Source organism: Desulfosporosinus lacus DSM 15449 (genome assembly GCF_900129935.1).
GTDB lineage: Bacteria > Bacillota > Desulfitobacteriia > Desulfitobacteriales > Desulfitobacteriaceae > Desulfosporosinus > Desulfosporosinus lacus.
Genome location: NZ_FQXJ01000013.1, coordinates 57389 through 76836, shown reverse-complemented (window position 1 = coordinate 76836; position 19448 = coordinate 57389). Strand labels below are relative to the sequence as shown.

General features: G+C 43.0%; 16 protein-coding genes. All 16 read left to right on the top strand.

Going from position 1 to position 19448, the window contains the following annotated elements; all coding sequences use genetic code 11:
• The first annotated feature begins 21 nt into the window (after window positions 1-21).
• The 16 genes from BUB11_RS16955 to BUB11_RS16880 all read left to right on the top strand — a co-directional run bounded on the left by BUB11_RS16955 (window position 22) and on the right by BUB11_RS16880 (window position 19408).
• A complete protein-coding gene (locus BUB11_RS16955; RefSeq protein WP_073030945.1) occupies window positions 22-1017 on the top strand; it encodes a tripartite tricarboxylate transporter substrate binding protein in 996 nt (331 codons plus the stop codon).
• 272 nt (window positions 1018-1289) lie between these two features.
• Window positions 1290-2105 carry a DUF362 domain-containing protein gene (locus tag BUB11_RS16950; RefSeq protein ID WP_073030944.1) on the top strand — a complete coding sequence of 272 codons (816 nt, stop codon included), beginning with the start codon at window positions 1290-1292 and terminating at the stop codon, window positions 2103-2105.
• A gap of 13 nt (window positions 2106-2118) precedes the next feature.
• The gene (locus BUB11_RS16945; RefSeq protein WP_073030943.1) at window positions 2119-2748 is read left to right on the top strand and encodes a hypothetical protein; all 630 of its coding nucleotides are present in this window, start codon (window positions 2119-2121) and stop codon (window positions 2746-2748) included.
• A 28-nt stretch (window positions 2749-2776) separates the two neighbouring features.
• Window positions 2777-3229 carry a tripartite tricarboxylate transporter TctB family protein gene (locus BUB11_RS16940; RefSeq protein ID WP_073030942.1) on the top strand — a complete coding sequence of 151 codons (453 nt, stop codon included), beginning with the start codon at window positions 2777-2779 and terminating at the stop codon, window positions 3227-3229.
• 12 nt (window positions 3230-3241) lie between these two features.
• Window positions 3242-4747: a tripartite tricarboxylate transporter permease gene (locus BUB11_RS16935; RefSeq protein ID WP_073030941.1), complete on the top strand. Its 1506-nt coding sequence runs from the start codon at window positions 3242-3244 to the stop codon at window positions 4745-4747.
• A gap of 34 nt (window positions 4748-4781) precedes the next feature.
• A complete protein-coding gene (locus tag BUB11_RS16930) occupies window positions 4782-5675 on the top strand; it encodes a dihydrodipicolinate synthase family protein (protein ID WP_073030940.1) in 894 nt (297 codons plus the stop codon).
• A 332-nt stretch (window positions 5676-6007) separates the two neighbouring features.
• Window positions 6008-7852, top strand: coding sequence for a sigma 54-interacting transcriptional regulator (locus BUB11_RS16925; protein WP_073030939.1), 1845 nt, complete (start codon window positions 6008-6010; stop codon window positions 7850-7852).
• A 610-nt stretch (window positions 7853-8462) separates the two neighbouring features.
• The gene (locus BUB11_RS16920) at window positions 8463-9185 is read left to right on the top strand and encodes a DUF362 domain-containing protein (protein WP_073030938.1); all 723 of its coding nucleotides are present in this window, start codon (window positions 8463-8465) and stop codon (window positions 9183-9185) included.
• 2 nt (window positions 9186-9187) lie between these two features.
• Complete coding sequence (locus tag BUB11_RS16915) at window positions 9188-9607, top strand: hypothetical protein (RefSeq protein WP_242947583.1); 420 nt, start codon at window positions 9188-9190, stop codon at window positions 9605-9607.
• Window positions 9608-9684: 77 nt separating this feature from the next.
• Window positions 9685-10722 (top strand): AbrB family transcriptional regulator, encoded by a 1038-nt coding sequence (locus BUB11_RS16910; RefSeq protein WP_073030937.1) that lies wholly within the window; start codon window positions 9685-9687, stop codon window positions 10720-10722.
• 55 nt (window positions 10723-10777) lie between these two features.
• Window positions 10778-11833 carry an Ldh family oxidoreductase gene (locus BUB11_RS16905; protein WP_073030936.1) on the top strand — a complete coding sequence of 352 codons (1056 nt, stop codon included), beginning with the start codon at window positions 10778-10780 and terminating at the stop codon, window positions 11831-11833.
• A 55-nt stretch (window positions 11834-11888) separates the two neighbouring features.
• The gene (gene nuoE / locus BUB11_RS16900; RefSeq protein WP_073030935.1) at window positions 11889-12392 is read left to right on the top strand and encodes an NADH-quinone oxidoreductase subunit NuoE; all 504 of its coding nucleotides are present in this window, start codon (window positions 11889-11891) and stop codon (window positions 12390-12392) included.
• Window positions 12393-12418: 26 nt separating this feature from the next.
• Window positions 12419-15508, top strand: coding sequence for an NADH-ubiquinone oxidoreductase-F iron-sulfur binding region domain-containing protein (locus BUB11_RS16895; RefSeq protein ID WP_073030934.1), 3090 nt, complete (start codon window positions 12419-12421; stop codon window positions 15506-15508).
• Between the two features lie 7 nt (window positions 15509-15515).
• Window positions 15516-17300 (top strand): NADH-dependent [FeFe] hydrogenase, group A6, encoded by a 1785-nt coding sequence (locus tag BUB11_RS16890; RefSeq protein ID WP_073030933.1) that lies wholly within the window; start codon window positions 15516-15518, stop codon window positions 17298-17300.
• Between the two features lie 206 nt (window positions 17301-17506).
• The gene (locus tag BUB11_RS16885) at window positions 17507-18013 is read left to right on the top strand and encodes a 4Fe-4S dicluster domain-containing protein (protein ID WP_073030932.1); all 507 of its coding nucleotides are present in this window, start codon (window positions 17507-17509) and stop codon (window positions 18011-18013) included.
• Window positions 18014-18046: 33 nt separating this feature from the next.
• Complete coding sequence (locus tag BUB11_RS16880) at window positions 18047-19408, top strand: anaerobic carbon-monoxide dehydrogenase catalytic subunit (RefSeq protein ID WP_073030931.1); 1362 nt, start codon at window positions 18047-18049, stop codon at window positions 19406-19408.
• The last annotated feature ends 40 nt before the right edge of the window (window positions 19409-19448 follow it).

Sequence of the window (19448 nt, the reverse complement as noted above, 5' to 3'; positions counted from 1 at the left end):
AGAACTGGAGGAGTTGGAGAGATGAAAAGAAATACTCGTTGGATGGCAATGATAATGGCTTGTCTATTCGCACTCACCACCGTAGTTGGTTGCAGCGGTAAAGCCGACGCACCTCAAGCTCAAGCAAATTATCCCGAAAAACCTTTTGAAATGATCGTACCTATGGGTGCCGGAGGTGGCAGTGATGTTTTTATCCGGACCCTGACAAAAGTTATTGCGGATAACAAACTTTCTCCAAAGCCCATAGTTGTCGTGAACAAACCAGGCGGTTCAGGGTCTATTGGTTGGTCATATGTAGCCAATGATCACAAGGGAGATCCCTATGAGTTGAGTACGGTTAGCTCTAGTTTCTATACAGGCCCTTTGTCTGGCCAATCTCCTGTATCTTATAAAGATTTTACTCATGTAATAGCCTTATGCGTTGATCCTAATCTTTTGCTGGTGAGTGCAGATTCCAAGTATCAAACCTTGGCAGAGTTACTGGCAGATGCAAAAGCTAACCCTGAAAAGATTAGTGCTGCAGGTTCAAGCGGCCTTTCCGTCGATGCCATTACATTCTATTCGCTTCAAGAAAAAAGCGGTGCCAAGATGAAGTATGTACCCTTCGGCGGCGGTGGAGAAGTAATGACTGCGATAATGGGACAACACACCACTTTCGGCTTCTTAGGACCCAGTGAAGCTGCTGCTCAGATAGAAGCAGGAAAATTACGAGCTTTGGCGGTTACTACGGAAAAACGCGTAAGCGGAGAACTGAAAGATATTCCGACTTTGAAGGAATCAGGATTTGACATTGTAATGGCTCAAACTCGTGGAATTGTGGCGCCTTCGGGTCTTTCTGCTGAAAATGTTAAGTATTTAGAAGATATGTTTGCGAAAGCTGCAGCAACCCCAGAATGGAAGAAGTTCGTTGCTGACAACTTTATGGAAGAAACAATTATGATGTCCGAAGAATTCACCAAAGAGAGTGAGACTATGAGTACAATGTTTGAGAAATATCTTGGCGTGATAGGAAAGTAGTTCTGGATTTAGGAAGAGGAGCCGATTCTCGTGGCGACTCCTCTACACTCTACTTCTAGACAGAAAGTATTACTTGTGTTACATACTTTCTGAAAGGTCCCTTCTCGCCATCCTTGGCTACAGGGACACTCGGCCATCCATGGCCAGCGCATAAGAGCGCTAAGGCGGCGCCTGCACCTGGAGGTTTGACGCCAAGCAAGTTTTCTTTATTATATTCTGGTGTACAGAGGATAGTATGAGATTGTCTAACTTGATCTAGGGGGAAGTAAGAGATGTTGATTGATAAGGAAAAATGTAGCGGTTGCGGCAGATGCTTGCCCTATTGCCCCTATAATGCAATAAGTATGGTTGATGAAGTTGCGGTTATAGATCAAGTCCTCTGTGTAGAATGTGGTAACTGTATCCGTCAAAGGTTTGCAAAATGCGCAGATAAGGCTGTTTATAAGGAATCATCAGATTCAGTGATCCTAAAAGGATCTTATAAAAGAGTTCATAAATGCCCTAATAACGCGATCTATGAGCCATTAGAACAGATTGAGGGAACACCCAGAGAAGTTCGACGGTTTTTCAGTAACCCTGCTACCTCACACCACCTTACAGGTGTGCCTGGCCGTGGAACTGAAGAAGTCAAAACGAATGATGTTACCGGCAGGATTTGTCGCGGCGAGATCGGAATTGCTATTGAAATGGGCAGACCATGTCTCGGCACTGATTTTAATGAGGTTGAAAAAGTCACGATGGCCTTGGCGAAACTTGGGGTAGAATATGAAGAAGGCAACCCGCTCACCCACCTGATGGAGGATCGCACAAAAGGAACTTTTAAAGAAGAGTACAAACAAGAGAGAGTGATTTCGGCGATTGTTGAGTGTCGCACTAAAATTGAAAATATGGAAAAAATCTTGGAAGCAGCTAAAGAAGTTGCCAAGGATTTAGACACAGTGTTTTCTCTTGATCTGATATGTTGTTTTGATGAAGATGGAACAATTCCTGTCCTTCCTAGACTTCAAAAGATAGGAATGGCCCATAGGGCGAATGCAAAAATAAATCTGGGAATGGGCAGGCCTTTAGTGATAACTAGAGAGGCTTAGGGGGTGTAATTATATGACGCATTCATTACATCGGAGAGGAACCGATGAATATCTAAAAAATGATTTTACCTTGCTGGTCACTGCCGCATCCGGAATCAACCATATCGGATCAAGGGAGGGGATGAGTAAAATTCTAGATGCGGTCTGGGAGATAGGGCCAACTAATATTGGATCGAATGAAACAGGTACCACTCTTTCAGGCGTAACCCTGGAGCAAATCCGCTCGAGATTCACGAAGGTCCCTCGTATACGGTGTAACTTTGCCAGCAAAGAAAAAGCATTTGCTGCCATTAAAAAGATGCAGGAATTAGACACAGGAATGTCGGTAACTCTTTCTGGTCCTATCGAACATACTTTGAATATGTGTAAAGAATACGGAATTAAACCACACTCCATAAACTTATCTTTGGATGTTTGGGGAAAAAAAGATAAGCTTCCTGCTGAGGAGGTTCTGGAATTGATGACAATGTGCGGACATGGCTTAGTCTCCAGAACTTTAATTGAAGAAACCATGGATAAAGTTAAACAAGGTAAAATATCTGCACAGCAAGCAACAGTAATAATCAGTCCTCTTTGTATATGTGGTATATATAATACCGAACGGGCAGAAAAATTATTTGAAAAATGTGTTCCTAACAAATAGTTCTTAAGCAAGGAGGGGGTTAAGTCAAATGCGTATTGCAAATCGTATTGTGAGTTTTTTAATTATCTTATCTGGACTTTTCTTAACATTTCAATCATCAAACTTAGATTACATGGTTGATGGAACTCCAGGGCCGGGGTTTATGCCTTATTGGCTAGGGATCAGCATAGCACTGGTTGCATTTATTCCAGCTGTGAAGACATTTACAAAATTTGCGAGCAAACTGGCTAATCCATTTAAGGCCGGTGATTTTACGAACTTCTTCATCGTCATCGGGAGCTCTACTCTGGTAATGATAATTACTCCGGTTACAGGACTTCTTGTTGCCTTGGGCCTAATGGTAGGAGTCATTGCGAAACTTATGGGAACGCAGAGTTGGAAAACAGTGATCGGACTAACAGTTTGTACTCCGGTTTTATTGTTTGGAATTTTTGTTAAGGTTCTCAGCGTTCCGTTGCCCAAAGGTATTTTTGGATTTTAAGGAGGTGGCAATATGGAAACATTACAAAATTTACTTTTTGGCCTGTCCGTAGCCAATGATCCTATGAATTTATTATATTGTCTGGTTGGAGTTGTTTTCGGCACACTCGTGGGAGCACTACCTGGCTTGGGACCTGCTGCTGGGATTGCCGTACTTCTCCCCTTAACTTTTGGAGCTAATCCAATCTCAGGAATTATTATGCTGACCGGAATTTACTACGGAGCAATGTATGGGGGATCTATTACCTCAATTCTCATTAACACACCTGGTGATTCTGCGGCAGTCATGACGACCCTCGATGGTTACCCCCTTGCTAAAAAAGGAAGAGCCGCGCAGGCTTTAGGGATGGCTGCTTTTGCTTCCATTATCGGTGGAACAATCTCTGTTATAGCCTTTATGTTCTTAGCCCCTGCGCTAGCAGTCTTTGCTGTAAGGTTTGGTCCGCCCGAATACTTTTCGCTGATGGTCTTAGGTCTAACAACCATTGCAGGTATGACAGGCAAGTATCCTTCTAAAGGATTTATATCCGCCTTGGTGGGTTTGTTCTTTGCGACAGTGGGTCTGGATTTGATGCAGGGTATTCCTCGCTTTACTTTTGGCTCCATGCATTTATATGAAGGGTTAGACTTTATTCCTGTGGCGATGGGCCTTTTCGGTATTGCGGAGATTCTTACCTGCGGAACGGAAGAATGTACCATTAAGATTGATAAGAAGGATGTTACCTGGCGTAAACTTCTCCCCTCCAAAGAAGATTGGAAGTTTTCCTTGCCCCATATTTTCAGAGGTACAGGTATTGGCTTTTTTATCGGGATGCTTCCCGGTGCTGGTGCTACCATTGCCTCCTTCATCTCGTATGGGGTAGCGAAGAAGACCTCAAAACGCAGTGAAGAGTTCGGAACTGGTGTGATCGAAGGGGTGGCTGCACCAGAATCGTCGAATAATGCTGCTTCTATTGGCGCGATGGTACCGATGTTGACATTGGGTGTTCCTGGCTCAGGAAGCACAGCCATTATGCTTGGGGCCCTAATGATGTTCGGCTTAAGACCCGGTCCTATGCTTTTTGAAAATAATCCTGACTTTGTCTGGGGTCTTATTGGCAGTATGTATATTGGGAACATCTTTCTGTTAATATTAGCGATTCTTGCTGTCCCCTTGTTTATCAAGATTCTCAATGTACCGAGACCGATTTTAAATGCAACGGTGATGAGCTTTATCCTGATTGGATCCTACAGCTTGAATAACAGCATGTTTGATGTCGGTTTAACCATAGGGTTTGGAGCCTTAGGTTTTTTCATGAAGAAGATGGACTATCCGGCGGCACCAATGGTCTTGGCCTTAGTACTAGGGATCCTTCTGGAAACTTCCCTCAGACAGTCTATGATTATCTCCGGCGGAAATCCTATGATCTTCTTCATGAGACCAGTCTCTGGAAGCATTTTAGGAATCTCGATTCTAGCAATCTTTTATCCATTAATTAAGAAGGCAATTCAGTCCTACCAGAAGAGTAGAACGGCGTAACTATAAAATTCTACATTTATTAGGGGGGTTAGTTTTGTTTAATCTGCAGGGAATATATGCTCCTATCCCGTCAACCTTTCAAAATGGTGAATTAGCGTTCGATAAATTAGCCCATAATATGACGTACTGGCTGGAGTCTAAATTAGCCGGAATTGTAGTTTTGGGTTCTAACGGAGAATTTATAGTCTTGAGTCCTGAGGAAAAAAGAAAGTCAATCAGCGCAGTTTGTAAATTATCCAACGGTAAAAAACCCGTCATAGCTGGGACCGGATGTGAATCGACCAAAGAAACCATCGAATTGACAAAATATGCTGCTCAAGCTGGAGCTGTAGCCGCCTTAGTCTTAAGTCCAAATTATTATAAAAGAGCTATGACAGATGAATTGAACAAGAAATTCTACATTGAAGTGGCTGATGAGAGTCCCATCCCCATTATCTTGTACAATATGCCAGGAAACTCTGGAATTAATCTTTCCTCCAAACTAGTCGCTGAGTTAGCCAAACATCCCAATATTATCGGTGTTAAAGATTCTGGCGGCAATATTGTGCAGATTGCAGAGATCATTAATGCTACTTCTTCTGAGTTTGCTGTTTTTGCCGGGTCTGCAAGTTTTCTTTATCCCAGCTTAGCACTGGGAGCTGCAGGAGGAACTCTTGCTTTAGCTAACGTATTACCCAATGAATGCGCGGAAATTCATGAACTTGTGCTGGCTGGAAAGCATCATCAAGCTAAGGAACTCCAGCTCAGACTGCTGGATATCAATCAAGCAGTAACAGCACGTTGGGGTGTTGCAGGTTTAAAGGCTTCACTTGAAATGCAGGGACTCTATGGCGGAGAACCTCGCAGGCCATTGGTGCCTTTGGGAGAACAAGAAAGGAAAGAACTGGCTGTTATTTTGGAAAAGGCTAAAAACCTTGTTTTGGCGTAATTTTTTCCATAGCAGACTGCAGAAGACTGCAGTCCTTTAATAAACATAATAGATTACCTCGAATCACTGGAATAGTGATTCGGGGTCTTATTTTTATGGTTAATTAAATTCTAAGAAGACTCAGCTATCCTCAGCACAATAGTATTCGTTACAAGCCATGTGCTTCGGCGATAGTCTCCACTGGAGACTATCGTACCGGAGACTTTCGTCACCGAAGCTTCGTGTTCTGCTTTAGCTAAAGCGAGTTCGCCGAAAAGCTCGTATAGAATATGGGTTTGAGTTTCCTTCTTTGCTATAATGTAATTAAGAGTATTGCCAATGGAGGAACTTGTATGATTAATATCATTTATGCTGTCCCTGAAAATCATGGAACAGTTGATCGAATTGTAAAAACTAAAGCAAATAAGGATGTTACCTTTGAATTGGTTGAGAAGGTAGATATTCAGCGCTTGATTGAGTCTGACTTCGAAAATAATATTGTCATTGCCCGTGGCATAAGCTATGCAACACTGAGTAAAAAATTTAAACATGGCCGCGCTATTGAGCTGGCAGTCACGGGTTATGACATCATGCGTGGAATAGAGGAATGCAAGAATAAATTCAATGCTAAAAATATTGCTGTCATGGTATCGGAAAGTATTGTGGTTGAGAAAGAATTTATTGAAAACATCTTAAAGGTAAAGCTTACGGTATTTGGGGTTAGGGATCATGCCCATGTAACAGAAATTTTTAAAAACATTAATAAGATGGAAATTGATGCGATCTTAGGCGGACTGACAGTGTATCGACATGCTGTTCGAGACGGGATTAATTGTTTAGGAATTACCGTGGGCTACGAAGCGCATAAGATAGCAATTTATGAAGCATTTAGTGTAGCCAATGCCATTATTGAAGAACGTAAGAAAAGTGAACTATTCAAAATCATTTTGGAGAATGCCAATGATGGGATCTTAGCGGTGGATAACAAGGGGATCATTACAGCTCATAACGAGGCAGTCTTTAAAATCCTCAATATCTCCCCCGATACAATCCTAAAAGGGAATTGTATTTCCGCAGTTTCTCCAAAATTTAATGAATTTGAATTTATGTCAGATGAATACCGAGAAGTAAATATTTTAAAAGATATCGATAGTAAAATGATAGTAATCAATACTAGGCCAATCAAGGTAGATGAGAAAATTCTAGGTACAGTTTTACTGATTCAGAATGTCGATAAATTACAAAAAACTGAGATTGAGATACGTCAAAAACTTTCTAAAAAAGGACTTGTGGCGAAATACGATTTTGAAGATATCCTAGGCAACAGTGACGGTATAATGAAAACCATTACGATCGCCAAAAAGTATGCTGATGCCAATCCTAATGTTCTGATTATTGGGGAAACTGGTACAGGAAAGGAACTTTTTGCTCAAAGTATTCATAAAAGAAGCAAAAGAAAAAATCAGCCATTCGTGGCGATTAATTGTGCAGCCTTACCGGAACAATTATTAGAAAGTGAACTTTTTGGCTATGTAGAAGGGGCTTTTACAGGAGCAACTAAAGGAGGGAAGGCGGGGCTATTCGAGTTAGCGCATAAAGGGACTCTTTTTCTCGATGAAATAGCTGAGCTTCCAATGGGTCTCCAAGCAAAGCTTTTAAGGGTGCTACAGGAACAAGAAATACGAAAATTAGGGGATGATAAGATCATTCCCGTTGATGTAAGAATCATTGCGGCATCCAATGTGGATCTTCAGCAAAAGGTAGAAGACAATAAGTTCAGGCAAGACCTCTTATATCGGTTAGATATTCTGAGGCTTAATATTCCGCCACTGCGCTATCGCAAGAATGATATCAAAGAAATTACCAAAGTATTTCTATCTGACTATGAAGATCACGATAAACTCCGTATTAACATGACTGATGACGCGATTATTGAACTCATAAAACACGACTGGCCAGGAAATATCAGGGAATTAAGAAATATTTGTGAGAGATTGAGTGTATTATCTACCAATAATCAAATAACCGGCTTGGATGTAAAAGAAATATTTCATAGTTTGCTTCGCAATCAGATAGTAAGACCTGACAATGGGAGCGAGCTGGTTGAAAAGACAAAAAAGCTAACACGTAAGGAGACGGCTGAAATGCTTGGCATAAGCCGTACTACCTTGTGGAGAATGTCTAAATCGAACCAATGATTTAAGACATCCTTGGTTTTAAAGGCAATTACAATATAGATATAAAATGAACGTGTTGAAATCTGGAGAAAATCGTTAAGATATTCTTGATTTCAACACGTTTTATTATTTAACTTGTTATGACAGGGTACTAGTATTATGTGTTCAACAAGAATCAGAGTTGATGGACTACTGTCTCATGAAATTTTGGAATGCTTTCTTATGACATAAAGCTATTATACATATAAGTACACCTGCCATACAATACAGATATGAATTTAGGATCTGAAAATTTCGTGGACATAAGCTCAGGTGATACTTCATCTTTAGTTGAATGAGTTCACTAACACTTATGAAAAAAACGCATGGAACAAATTGAAACAAAATTTGTGTTTTAAAGTTCCTGAAACGTTTCACTTGTTTCGTAATCCTTTCCTGATTTTCTGAGTTTTATTATTTCTAGCAAGTTATTATTGAGTCAGGAGGCAATCTTTAGATAAAATATTTTCTCTGTTTTAATATTTTCAAACAATTGGCATGAATATTGCACTCGCTATAGGCTATTAACAATACTAATAGCTTGGCGAAGGGATTATTTAAATAAGTCAATCGTCAATCGAGGAGGACCTAAATGAAAATCAACCAGGAATTATGTGTCGGGTGTGGACAATGTCTGCCCTATTGTCCTATGGGGGCAATAGAGAGGAGAAAAGATACTTCCCAAATAAATTGGGACGAATGTGTAGAATGCGGAATCTGTATCCGACAGGTTAAATGCCCAGTCAATGCAATTTATGAACCGAAAGAGACCATGGAATGGCCGCGTTCAGTAAGGAAAGTATTCAGTGACCCCACGTCCAAACATGAGAACACGGGTGTTCGAGGGAGAGGTACGGAAGAAGTAAAGAGCAATGATGTGACAGCACGTTTCAAACGTGGATTCTTTGGTATCGCCTTAGAGTTTGGCCGTCCTGGCGTGGGAACTCGTCTTGGGGATGTAGAAGTAATTACCAAGGTGTTAGCAGAGGAAGGGATTGCATTTGAAGTAGCTAACCCACTTACTTTCCTCATGGAAGATGTGCGGACTGGGATTATAAAAGCAGAGGTCAGAAACGAAAAGGTTCTCTCGGGGATCGTAGAGTTCGTCATTCCCCAGGAGAATCTCGAGCAAGTCTGTACGAAAATATATGAAAGTGCTGGTAAAGCCAATTGTATTTTCTCTTGGGCGTTGATTTCCCGTTTTGAACCAGATGGTAAATTGCCGGTCATTGAGAGATTAAAGAAAATAGGCATCAAGCCTTCCCAGAATATGAAAGTTAATGTTGGACTGGGACGGCCTTTAAGGGAGGACTAGAAATGACTCATTCACTTCACCGTATCGGATCAGAAGAAACTTTTCAGGATGATTATGTTCTGATTTCCAGACCTGCCATGGGTATAAACCATGTGGGGTGCAGTCCCAAAATCCGGCGCACCTTGGAAATGATTTTTGAAGAGGGTCCGACCAATTTAGGCTCACTCACTACTCAAGAGAATATGACTATGGGCCTTGATCCTCAAAAGATGATAGCAAAAACAGAAGATAACTCTCCGGTCATGTGTTGTTTTCACGAACGGGAAAAGGTGGTCAATGTTTTAACGCGTCTTAAGGAAGAAGAAGTAGGGCTGTCCGTAGTTGTGACCGGCCTCATTGATAATGTCCTAGGTATTTGTCAGGAAGTAGGGTTAAAGCCACATTCGGTGAATATCTCTCTCGGGATTCACGGTAAAGGTTAAGTACTTAGAAAATCTGATGTTCTAATGGGCGAAATACAATAGATCATGGTTATTCAGGAAGAAGGATTATAAGAAGAATGAATCTAATTGCGCAAGTCGGTATGATTATTGGTTTAGCATTGGTAAGTTATTGGGTGTTTACCATGCTTCATCTTCCTGCTCCTGCCATTTTAGGTCCAATGGTCTTAATTGGTGCTTGCCAGATACTGGGCGCAGGGTTGCATGAATTGCCGATGAGCATGATTAATGGTTTTCAGATCATCATCGGTTTATCTGGTGGAGCAAAGATTAATCATAAAAATGTTCGAAACATCAAAAATATTTGGAAAGTTTCTTTAGTGATTGCTGTCTATACTTTGGCGTCAACTGCAGTCTTTACCTTTCTGATACGAAGTTTTACAAATGATTTTGCAACTGCTCTTTTCTCTGCAGCTCCCGGTGGAATCACTGAAATGACCGTGATGGCGCTTTCTTATGATTCCGAGGTGGCAATCGTATCTACCTTCCAATTTGTACGTCTGATCGTGATCGTCAGTCTTATTCCTGTTATTGCAAAATATGTAAAGGGTAAACACATTCCTTCGGAAATAGATGGTTCACAGGTTTTGACAGTTGCGAAATCTGATTATACTTTGCGAAGAATCTTGATCTACGTTGCTGGGATCACGGGAGGAGTGATTCTGCTTGCTGTGGGTTTTCCCGGAGGGGGAGTGATCGGAGCGATGCTAACCGTGGGATTTGTAAATGTCCTTTTGTGTGAGGAATATAAATTCCCCGGCAAGGTAATGAAATTTGCGCTGATCGGCGTAGGGGTTACCATTGGACTTGAATTTTCCCCCGCAATGATTCAAAAGATTCAGGAGATGATGCTGCCCATCGCAGGGTATTCTTTGATTGTTGTACTGGGTAATCTGATGGTTGGCTGGTTCATACGCTATACGACTCATTGGGATACCATCACCTGCATCCTTGGCTCGGCTCCGGGAGGACTCAGTCAGATGTTGGTGGTTGGGGAAGAAATGGAAGCAGATATGCTAAAAATTAGCATTATGCAATTGGTGCGGGTATTAACCATTATCCTAAGTATACCGATTATTGCCGCTTTACTGACTTAGGTTTAATAAGTAAAGTCCCCAAAAAATAATGCGCAGATAAGAAGGAGAGAATCATATGCAAACTTCAAGGACAATTGCAGTTGCTAAACTAGAAAAATTTATGCGTGTAGCCTTCTCTTTAAGTGGGGTTCCTGAGCTAGACGCCGAAATCGTAACAGAGAATCTCATCACAGCAGAGATGAAAGGGATTGCAAGCCATGGTCTGAGCCGTTTCCCTGTCTATCTGAAACGTATCCAAAAAGGATTAGTGAATCCAAAACCCCAGATAACCTGCAAGCGGGTATTGCCGGGAGTGCTTGCTATCGACGGGGATAATGGATTGGGGTCTGTAGTAATGCTCCAGGGTTTGAAGGAAGGTATGGCAGTCGCCGAGGAGATTGGGGTTTGTGCCCTGGGAGTCAGGCACAGCAACCACTTTGGAATCTCTACGTATTATTGTGAAAAAGCGGCCGATCACGGATTTATTTCTATCCTCCTTTCCAACGCTCCACCTGCAACCCCTCCATTTGGTGGCAAGGAACCGTATTTTGGCACAAATCCAATTGCCTTTGGAATGCCTAGAAAGAACAGGCCACATCTTATTGTAGATATGGCGACCAGCGTAGCAGCTCGAGGAAAAATCATTAGGGCAGCTCAAAGAAATGAGTCAATACCGGAAGGCTGGGCTCTAGATAAGGATGGTTATCCGACCACGGATGCTAAGGCTGCCCTCGAAGGGGTGCTGCTTTCTATAGCCGGGCCAAAAGGATCGGCCTTAAGTCTGGCAGTTGAATTCTTGGCAGGGGTGCTTACCGGAGCCGGTTATGGTAAAGGGGTTGCTTGGCAATACGGTCCAAGCGAAGAGCCGGCTAATGTAGGTCATTTTATGGTGATTATCAAAGCAGATAGTTTTATTGAAAGATCTGAGTATGAAGAACGGACGGAAACTTTCATTTCAGAGCTTAAAAACCTGTCTCTGGCACCTGGATTTGAGAAGATTAACTTACCGGGCGAAAGGGAATGGGAAAGAGAACAAGCTGTCTTTGTCCAAGGCCTTTCCCTGGATTCGGAGTTGCTGGAGCAGTACTCCTTAATAGCGGAAAGTTTAAACTTAGAAATAATGCTCAAATAATCAGCTCACAGAGAAAGCGATGCTGGAAGGCTTGATCATAAAGGAGGAGTAGAAGATGGACTGTGAAGCGACAAAAAGCCAATGTTGTTGTGGTGAAGAAACAGATCAACAAAAGTATGATAAAATTGCCGAAATTATTGATCAATATAAAAACAGAGAGGGCAGCCTTATCCAAGTTCTTCATATGGCACAAACTGTTTATGGCTACTTGCCAATGGAACTGCTGAAATTCATTGCCAAAAGAATGGATATACCTCTCTCTGAGGTTTCAGGGGTTAGTACCTTCTATCCTGTCTTTTCGATGCAACCCAGAGGGAAACACACGATTAAGGTTTGCATGGGTACGGCCTGCTATGTAAGAGGAGGTAAGAAGCTTGTGGACCGATTGGAAAACATGCTTGGCATTCAAGTCGGAGAGACTTCGGAAGACAGGAAATACAGCTTGGAAGTTGTGCGTTGTCTCGGTGCCTGTGGTCTGGCTCCTGCCATGATGATTGATGAGACAATTTACAAACAGGTGAATCCTGATAAATTAAACTCCATTTTGGCTAAGTACTAAGAAAAGTATAGGGGTGAAGATGTAGTATGACTGGTCTTATAAGCCTTGCGGATCTTGACGGAATTAAAAGACGATATAGAGAAGAACTTTCTAACTATCAATACCAGGTGTTGGTTTGTGGCGGGACAGGCTGTATTTCATCTCAATGTGGTGCAGTAAAAGAAGCCCTTCTCAAGTTAGTCGCTGATCATCAGTTGCAAAACCAAGTAGCTGTGATTGAGACAGGGTGTATGGGAATCTGCGTTGTTGGACCTGTTCTTCTGATCCTGCCGGATGAGATTCTGTATACGGAAGTAAATCCTGGCAAAATGGCTGAAATATTCTCCTCTCACATTATTGAGGGAAAGGTTAAAGAAGAGTATACCTTCTTTGATCAGGCCTTGGATCAGTATATTCCCAAAATAAGTGAAATTAGTTTCTTTAAAGACCAGATGAAGATCGCCTTGAAGAACTGCGGACGGATTGATCATGCTTCCCTAGAGGCTTACATTGCTCAGGATGGCTATTCTGCCGTTGGCAAAGCAATGCATAGTATGAGCGGCAAGCAAGTGACTGAAGAAGTTAGAAGATCTGGACTAAGAGAATGTGGAGACGGATTTCTGGCAGGTATTCGCTGGGAAGCTGTTAGGAACGCGAAGTGTAACCAAAAGTATATTGTCTGTAATGCCGCCGACGGAGACCCGAAAGCGATTATCGACAGGAGTATTTTGGAAGGGGATCCTCACTGTGTAATTGAGGGTATGCTGCTGGCAGGCTATGCTATGGGAGCCACCTTTGGGTATATCAATATGAATGTCGAGTATCCATTAGCAGCCGAGCGTCTTGGAGCGGCAATTGAAGAAGCACGCCGCTGCGGATTATTGGGCGCAAACATTATGGGAACGAATTTTAGTTTTGACCTTGAAATATACCTGGGTGCAGGTGTTTTTGTGGGTGGAGAAGAGACCTCGCTACTGGCCTCAATAGCAGGTAAACGAGGGGAGCCCAAAGAGCAGCCACCCTTTTCCTTTGAGAAAGGACTATTTGATAAGCCGACGATAGTCCACAACGTTGAAACGTTCTCACATGTACCCCAGATTGTGCTTAATGGAGCGGACTGGTATACCCAGAATGGCACAAATACTTGTAAAGGTACTAAAGTCGTGGCGCTGACCGGTGATTTAGTCAACCAGGGTATTGTGGAGGTGCCAATGGGGATGAGCTTGGGAGACCTTCTTTTTAAACTGGGAGGAGGGGTTCCGGGTGGCAAGTCCTTTAAAGCAGTACAGGTTGGAGGTCCTTCGGGAGGATGCATTTCCAAGGAGTTTTTAAACACCCCCCTGGATAATGAGGCTTTGTCTAAACTTGGTGCCATGATAGGTTCAGGCGAACTTCAGGTAATGAACCAGGATACCTGTATGGTGGATACGGGAAGAAGGCTCATGGAATTCATTCAAGATCAATCCTGCGGAAAATGTCTGCCTTGTCGTGTAGGAACCAAAAGGATGCTGGAAATTGTTGAACGCATCATAAAGGGCGCAGGTCAAGAAGGGGACATTGAACTCCTGGAAGAACTCGGCGATTCTATTCGACTATCGGCTATGTGCTCGTTAGGTCAAACTGCTGCGAATTCCTTTCTAAGTATTATTCGGAATTTCCGTGAGGAATACAATGAGCATGTTCAAGCTAAGTTATGCCGCGCCGGGGTCTGCACCGATCTCTTTATTTCCCCTTGTGAGAATGCTTGCCCTGCAGGGATCAACGTTCCGGGATATCTTGCTTTGATTTCAGTTGGAAGATATAGAGAGGCCTATGATCTGATTAAGCGAGAAAACCCCTTCCCGGCGGTTTGCGGCAGAATCTGCACCCGCCCTTGTGAGAGCAAATGTCGAAGAGGTCAACTCGATGAGCCGATTGCGATTGCTGATTTGAAGAGATTTGTCTCGGATTATGCCTTTGATCAGGGGGTTACTGTCAATAATGCGAGCGCACTTCCCAAAAACGGGAAGAGTATAGGGATTATTGGAGCAGGTCCATCTGGTCTGACCTGTGGATACTATCTGGCGAGACTTGGCTACGAGGTAGATATTTACGAAGCACAGTCACTTGCTGGTGGAGTCCTAGCTTTTGGAATTCCCGAATATAGGTTGCCAAATAAGATTTTGGCCTATGAGATCAACCTGATTGAACAGGTTGGGGTTAAGATTCACCTCAATACGGAGGTCGGACAAACTATTTCGTTTACAGAGTTAAGGGAGAAGCATGACGCAATCTATATTGCATCTGGAAATCAGATCGCTAACAAGATTAATCTTCCTGGCGAGGATTTGCCTGGAGTAATTCATGGGCTTGACTTTTTACGCAAGGTAAACCTGGGTCGTGAAGTCCAACTAGGGAAGTCTGTTGCCGTAATTGGCGGCGGAAATACGGCGCTTGATGCAGCGAGAACAGCTCTGAGAATGGGCGCTAAAGTTAAATTACTCTATAGAAGAACGCTTGAAGATATGCCTGCTGATCTTAGAGAAATCCATGAGGCTATCGAAGAAGGGATAGAAATCATGCCTCTGGCTACCCCGGTTAAGTTTATCGGTGTGGATAAGGTTAAGGTTAGTGAACTTGAATGTGTCAGGATGGAGCTCGGATTATTTGATTCGGGGGGAAGAAGGAACCCCATCGTCAAAGAGGGATCCAATTTCACGATCCAAGTTGATACAGTGATTCCGGCAGTCAGCCAATCAGCCGACTTGCAGTTTGTCGATCCTAATCAAGTCGGTATTACGGAATGGAGTACTCTGATTACAGCTAAGGATAGTCTGATGACTGCTCTGCCAGGCGTATTTGCCGGCGGTGACGTTGCGAGAGGGTCTGATGTTGCCATCACAGCGATCGCCGATGGTAAGAAAGCAGCTGTATCGATAGATATTTTCCTAGGCGGTAAAGGAGTCCTAAATAAAGGGGAAGTCGTTAACTTTCCAGCGCCTACGGATGATGCTGACCTCTTGGATCATGAGAGATATGCCATGGAAATTCTTGCACCGGAGACGCGGAAAAACACCTTTGCAGAAATTGGAAAAGGTTATCACAAGCTTAAAGCAATTGCCGAATCAATGCGGTGTTTGCGCTGTGACAGGAGGTAGGTCAACTATGATAAACCTAAGCATTAACAATAAACTCGTTTCTGTTCCGGAAGGATCAACCATACTAGAAGCAGCTAAGCATAATAAAATTGATATTCCAAACCTTTGTAACCTGGATGGAGTTCATAAATTTGGATCCTGCAGATTATGTGTCGTAGAAGTTGAAGGGGATAAAAACCTGCAAGCTTCATGTATGGTTCAAGTAAGGGACGGGATGGTTGTTCATACCAATACAGATAAAGTCCGTAAAGTCAGAAAGAATCTCTTTGAACTTATGCTTTCCAATCACCGTCAGGATTGTCTGAAATGTCAACGCAGCCTGAGTTGCGAACTGCAGAATATGGGAAAAAGGTTAGGGGTTACCGAGGCTCGTTACACAGGACAGACTTCCGGTGGAATCGTCGATATTTCTCCTGCCATTTCCCGTGATATGGCGAAATGTATTCTTTGTCGCAGATGTATTACTGCTTGTAACGATATTCAGAAGGTTGGAATTCTTAACGCCCAGAACAGTGGATTCAAGACCGTTGTTGGCACAGCGCTGGATCTGCCAATCAATACCGTAAATTGCACCTTCTGCGGCCAATGTGTGGCAGTATGTCCGGTGGGAGCGCTCAAAGAGACTGATGCCATCCAAAATGTCTGGGGTGCCATCAGCGATAAGTGCAAGCGGGTTGTTGTTCAGATTGACCCAGCGGTAAGAGTCGCAATTGGGGAAGAGTTTGGTTATGAACCTGGTACTCAGGTTACAGGACAATTAATCGCCGGTCTGCGAGAAATAGGCTTTGATGTTGTTTTCGACACGAATTTTGCCGCTGACCTGACGGTCATCGAAGCAAGTTCAGAATTCTTGACCAGAATGAAATATTCGCTGGAGGACATGGAAGCACGCTTACCACTGATGAGCAGCTGCAGCCCGGCCTGGATTAAGTATGTAGAACATACTTATCCCGAAAAGCTTGATCATCTATCCACCTGTAAGTCACCGCATACCATGTTGGGTGCTTTAGCTAAATCCTACTATGCTGAAAAACTAAAGGTTGAGCCGAAAAATATGGCAGTCGTTTCTATCATGCCTTGTACTGCCAAGAAATTTGAAATATCCAGACCGGAAATGACAAACAATGGTCTGCCCAATGTTGATGCCGTTCTGACAACTAGAGAAATTGCCAGGATGATGCAGGAAGCTGGGGTTGATCTCCGTAAGGTTGGAAAAAGCCAATTTGATCAACCATTTGAGCTGTCTTCCGGTGCGGCAGAACTGTTTGGATTGAGCGGTGGAGTTATGGAGGCCACTCTGCGTACGGTTCATGAAATGGTTACCGGACGAGAGCTTGCCATTGACAAACTTCAGGCTGCTCCTCTGGAAGAATGCGATCAGGTTAAGGATGTAGAGCTGAGATTTGATAATCCGCTGGAAGCCTATCAATACATGGCAGGGATTACTATTAAAGTTGCGGTTGCAAGCGGACTCCGAGGTGCTGAGTTTCTAATGGATCAAATCACTAAGCAAGAATCTCCCTATTCCTTTATCGAAGTAATGGGATGCCCGGGCGGCTGTATTAGCGGTGGAGGTCAGCCAAGACCTGCAACGTCTGAAACCCTTCAAAAACGTTTGCAAGCGATTTATCAAGAAGATGAAGTCAAACTATTTAGGAAAGCTCACCAAAACGAGGGGGTAACTAAGCTTTATAAAGAGTTTCTTAAAGAACCAAACGGCCAGAAGGCTCAGGATTTGCTTCATACTCAGTATACTAAACGTGGCAAGTTTAACGAATATCTTTGTGACTAGTAAACTCCTTCGACTAAAGTTGAAGGATCACTCTCATTTATAGAAGAGAAGTCGCGTGATTGGATCAAACCGAGAGAGTGTTCACATAATTAGGCCAAAAGATACTTCGAAGCCGCCTAAAACCATAATTTAGGCGGCTTTTCCGTAAGAAGGTTCACTGACTAAAAATGAGGAACAAAACTCAGACCCAAAGGGGGGCAAATTTAATGACAAAACAAAACGATCCTAAAAAGCGTCTATTTGTAGATGACAGTCTCTGCCTAGGATGCAAAACCTGTGAACTGCGTTGTTCTGTAGAAAGATCTTCGCTTAGTAAAACGCTGGCCGGGGCTGTATGTGAGGATGTACTTCCCAGGCCTCGGCTCTATGTCCAATGGCAACAGGGAAAATCAATGCCCATCCAATGTCGTCATTGTGCAGAGGCACCGTGTCTGGAGATCTGTTCAACCGGAGCGATGAGACGAGATGAAGAAAGCGGATGTGTATATATTCAGGCCAAACAATGTATTTCCTGCTGGATGTGTATCATGGTTTGCCCTTATGGGGTTATAGCACCGGCCATTGAGAAGCAGGCAGCTGATAAATGTGACCAATGTTTTCAAATGCTTCAGCCATACTGTTTAGCATCTTGCCCTACAGGGGCTCTGCAGTTACTGTCAGCTGATGAGATCGAACAACATTTGCAAGAAAAAAGAAGAGGAATAAGCTTCTAAAAGATGTTGAATGGATATAGGAGGAAAGAAGTCATGCGCCAAGTAAGAAGAAAAACAGTTGATCCTTTTGTTCGAAAGTATTTGCTAAAGGCAAAAGAAGAAGGGATTAGATTATCTTGGAACAGATTCGAGAAAATGTTGCCGCAAGACGGATTTGGCAGGTTAGGCTTAACTTGTTTTGACTGTTTGCAAGGGCCGTGTCGCTTAAATCCCTTTAGCAGGGAGGAAGAACGAACGATTTGTGGTCGAACACGCGAGGAACTGGTTTTTAAGGGGCTCTGTCGATTTTTGGATAATAGCGAATTTAAGCTTAATCAGGAAGACTTGGTTCAAGCCATGGAGAACAATACGGGCCTTTTAGGTCTGGCGAGAGGCCAGATCGAAAAAATGAAAACAGCATGTGCTTCACGTCAAGTTTCAGGAATTACCAGACAGATAGGGCTGGGAGTACTCAAACAGGATTATATTAACCTTTGCCTTGAAGAGGTATCCCCTGTGGTTATGAAGATGGTCCAGACCTTAACCCAAGACCTGTCAGAAGAGGCAATCAGCCGCGGAGCGAAGGGCTTTAATGTTGTAATCGCCGGAGATATTGCCCCTGCTTTTCCGTTTGCCTCTGTGAGTAACACTGGAGGGGTAGAATTCGCAGTCCTTACCGGCTTGCTTGATTTATATGTTGTAGGACCAAACGGATTAGGGCTGGGCAAAAATGTAGTTACTCACTACCATACGATCTATGCTGAAGCAGACTATGGGGCAAGTAAAATCAAAGTGAAAGATTGGTTGCTTCAAGCTGCAATTGCCTATACCAAACGGGACAAAAATAAGATTCTTCCCTCCGAGGAGATCAATGAGGTTGAACTCATTGGCCTAGATAATGAACAGATTAAAACAAACCTGGAAAATGGCGAAATTAAAGGAATCTGTATTTTGGGAGGCGGGACCAATCTCAAAGTCACCCAGGATGCTTTAGTCTGTGAAGCCGTGACAAGTATTGCCCTCAAGGATGTCTTATGTCTCTCATATGGCAATACTGCTGTAACGCTAGGAAAATATGGATATCTTAGGGGTTCGAGTCCCAGAGATTCAGTTCTCGTTGGCAAAGGTAGGTTTCCCCAGGTAGAGTGTGTGGGTGGGGAAATAGATGTTGTTAAGCTAATTGACTTAGTAGAATCCATTGGGTCTCAAAAAATTGTTGCCCTTTTTCCAGAGCCAACCACCGCCCGGGATATTATAGCGGCTTTGACTTTGGCAGGAGCAGGGGTAAAGGTACTTACTGCGATTAATTTACCCTTAGAAGGCAGTGAAAATATGACAGAGGAAATAGGCAAGCTGATTACTTACTGCACTCCGTCAGATTATGTGAATCAGAGTTTGGCATTATTAGAATTATAATATGCCCTTCAACTTCGAATAGTGGTATAGCTAGGGTTCG

Excerpts from the sequence above, each read along its gene's own strand:
- BUB11_RS16910 (WP_073030937.1), top strand. The coding sequence starts at position 9,685 with ATGAATCTAATTGCGCAAGTCGGTATGATTATTGGTTTAGCATTGGTA.
- BUB11_RS16905 (WP_073030936.1), top strand. The coding sequence starts at position 10,778 with ATGCAAACTTCAAGGACAATTGCAGTTGCTAAACTAGAAAAATTTATG.
- BUB11_RS16925 (WP_073030939.1), top strand. The coding sequence starts at position 6,008 with ATGATTAATATCATTTATGCTGTCCCTGAAAATCATGGAACAGTTGAT.
- BUB11_RS16890 (WP_073030933.1), top strand. The coding sequence starts at position 15,516 with ATGATAAACCTAAGCATTAACAATAAACTCGTTTCTGTTCCGGAAGGA.
- BUB11_RS16955 (WP_073030945.1), top strand. The coding sequence starts at position 22 with ATGAAAAGAAATACTCGTTGGATGGCAATGATAATGGCTTGTCTATTC.
- BUB11_RS16940 (WP_073030942.1), top strand. The coding sequence starts at position 2,777 with ATGCGTATTGCAAATCGTATTGTGAGTTTTTTAATTATCTTATCTGGA.
- BUB11_RS16920 (WP_073030938.1), top strand. The coding sequence starts at position 8,463 with ATGAAAATCAACCAGGAATTATGTGTCGGGTGTGGACAATGTCTGCCC.
- BUB11_RS16945 (WP_073030943.1), top strand. The coding sequence starts at position 2,119 with ATGACGCATTCATTACATCGGAGAGGAACCGATGAATATCTAAAAAAT.
- BUB11_RS16895 (WP_073030934.1), top strand. The coding sequence starts at position 12,419 with ATGACTGGTCTTATAAGCCTTGCGGATCTTGACGGAATTAAAAGACGA.
- nuoE (WP_073030935.1), top strand. The coding sequence starts at position 11,889 with ATGGACTGTGAAGCGACAAAAAGCCAATGTTGTTGTGGTGAAGAAACA.
- BUB11_RS16935 (WP_073030941.1), top strand. The coding sequence starts at position 3,242 with ATGGAAACATTACAAAATTTACTTTTTGGCCTGTCCGTAGCCAATGAT.
- BUB11_RS16885 (WP_073030932.1), top strand. The coding sequence starts at position 17,507 with ATGACAAAACAAAACGATCCTAAAAAGCGTCTATTTGTAGATGACAGT.
- BUB11_RS16915 (WP_242947583.1), top strand. The coding sequence starts at position 9,188 with ATGACTCATTCACTTCACCGTATCGGATCAGAAGAAACTTTTCAGGAT.
- BUB11_RS16950 (WP_073030944.1), top strand. The coding sequence starts at position 1,290 with ATGTTGATTGATAAGGAAAAATGTAGCGGTTGCGGCAGATGCTTGCCC.
- BUB11_RS16880 (WP_073030931.1), top strand. The coding sequence starts at position 18,047 with ATGCGCCAAGTAAGAAGAAAAACAGTTGATCCTTTTGTTCGAAAGTAT.